This window comes from Flaviaestuariibacter flavus, from assembly GCF_004337505.1.
Classification (GTDB): domain Bacteria; phylum Bacteroidota; class Bacteroidia; order Chitinophagales; family Chitinophagaceae; genus Flavisolibacter; species Flavisolibacter flavus.
Map to the genome: position 1 here is coordinate 1 of NZ_SJZI01000032.1, position 1991 is coordinate 1991.

At 41.7% G+C, this 1991-nt stretch carries 2 protein-coding genes; both read left to right on the forward strand.

All coding sequences use genetic code 11. The features are described 5' to 3' along the window. A partial coding sequence (locus EPD60_RS07915) for an RHS repeat-associated core domain-containing protein (protein WP_317126047.1) occupies positions 1 to 1312 on the forward strand: 1312 nt, incomplete at its 5' end. Positions 1313 to 1332: 20 nt separating this feature from the next. After that, entirely contained in the window at positions 1333 to 1920 is a 588-nt protein-coding gene (locus tag EPD60_RS07920; RefSeq protein WP_131448505.1) for a hypothetical protein, read from the forward strand. Positions 1921 to 1991: the final 71 nt, after the last annotated feature.

Here is a 1991-nt window from a genome sequence, read left to right on the forward strand (position 1 = left end):
GCTGAAGGAGCAACACCTCTATGGTTCGTCCCGCCTCGGTATCCGCGAGCGGGTAGGGGTGACCACGGGTACCGGAGAAGCTGTCTTTGATCCGGGAGCCATTGCTTACCTGAGAGGGGAGAAGCGTTACGAGCTTTCCAACCACTTGGGCAACGTGCTGGTGACGATCTCCGACCGCAAATACGGGGTTGACACCTCCGGGGACGGTGAATCGGACCGATTTATTGCCGACGTTTTGAGTGCCCAGGATTACTATCCATTTGGAATGCAAATGCCAGGAAGGGCATTTGCCGCGGGAACGGGCTACAGGTATGGGTTTAATGGGAAAGAGGATGATCCAGACCTTGCCGATGGACTTATTGCTTTCGAGGCTCGTGCATATGATAGTAGGATAAGCCGATTTTTTAGCAATGATCCCCGCTCAGAGGAGTATCCTTGGCAATCACCTTATGCTTATTATAGCAACAGTCCAACTGGCGTAATCGATTTTAATGGAGAAGGAGACTATTATAAGAAAGACGGAACTCACTTGGGAAATGATGGCAAGAACGACAACAAATTATATACTGCTGAGAGAATGAGGGTCGTTATATCAGAAAAAAAAGATGCCAATGGTAACGCCATAATGTTAGGAGGAAAACGAGTCGTGGAGCAAATAAAAGTATTCGAAGGAGCGATTAAGCTCAATATGAGTCACAGTGATTTTCAAGAGGCCGTAAGTATAGTGAGGCAAGAAGGTGATTCTAAAGATCCCGCCGAGTATAAAGTTTTAGCTAGTATTTTCTTTAATCATGCTGGGAATGATCCCACAAAGCTTGTTCAAACAATAAGAAAAGAATCATCAGTGTACAGAGTTGGAAAGCCGAAGGATCGATTCTCACCTGAGGATAATTCGATACCGGTTATTTCTAGTAGGGCAGGTATTTTGAATCGGTTAATTGGCGGTCCAGACTTATCTGGTGGAGCAACTCAGAACGACGGTAATGATTTTTTTGCATGGGGCTTAACAAGGGGGAAATGGCACAATGGCAAACATGCAAAATTTACGGAATACCAAACCATAACGATCAGTAAGGATATATTTGATAAGGCGGTATCTAACTTGCGAGCCGCTCATCCGAAAGGGACCGTCAAATTCAGCGCGTTTGGATTAGGAACAATGCCAATTATAGAATCTGTGTTTCTGGATTGGAGAAACTTCGACAAAAACGGAAACTTCATTTATCAAACAGGTGTAAAAAATGGTCGGCACCTCGAAGCAACGGCTACCGCAGGGGAAACTATTTATTGGAGAGTCAATATAAAACGATGAGAGCAATAATTTTGTTAGTTATGGTCCTACCGCTTTTGCAAAGCGCAAAATGCCAGGGAAATTCATTTGATCGGTATTTGCAACATAAAGGCCAAAAGCCGATCATGAATAATTACAATAGGTTTACAATTACCTTAAAAAACAATTGTTCAATTGGGTTTTCAAAAGACGATACACTACAGTATACTAACCTTATTACGAAGGACACGATTTACCCATTGATTTCAGAGGAAATCGGCTCTGGATTAAAGTCGCTGGGTGGACTCTTCGCAGACTTTGATAGCAGCTTCATTTGGGGGATAGCAATGGGGGATAATATTTATGGAAAGATTTATCAGAAATTCAGACCAGCCAATGTCAGCGGAGAATTTATTCTTATATCAATCTATAAAAATGCCAATCAACAATACGCATTGATGGCAGATCCCAATTATGATGTCTCGGTGAAAAAGTTTTTTATCTACACGGGAAAGAAACTGAAAAAGTATAGCCTAAATAACGGTATTCACTCCAGCAGAATTAAATACCTACAAATCGCTAGCTTGGGGCATGATAAGCCAAAATTAATAGACAGTAAAACAAAAATTGTCTATTGGCTTAAGCCTTGATAAAAGGCACATAAAATTTACATTGTCGTAATATTAAAGGCCATAAAAGAAATACTATCCATTTGGAATGC

What these genes read in the sequence shown, in the direction of transcription:
- EPD60_RS07920 (WP_131448505.1), top strand. Translation starts at nt 1,333, where the DNA reads ATGGTCCTACCGCTTTTGCAAAGCGCAAAATGCCAGGGAAATTCATTT.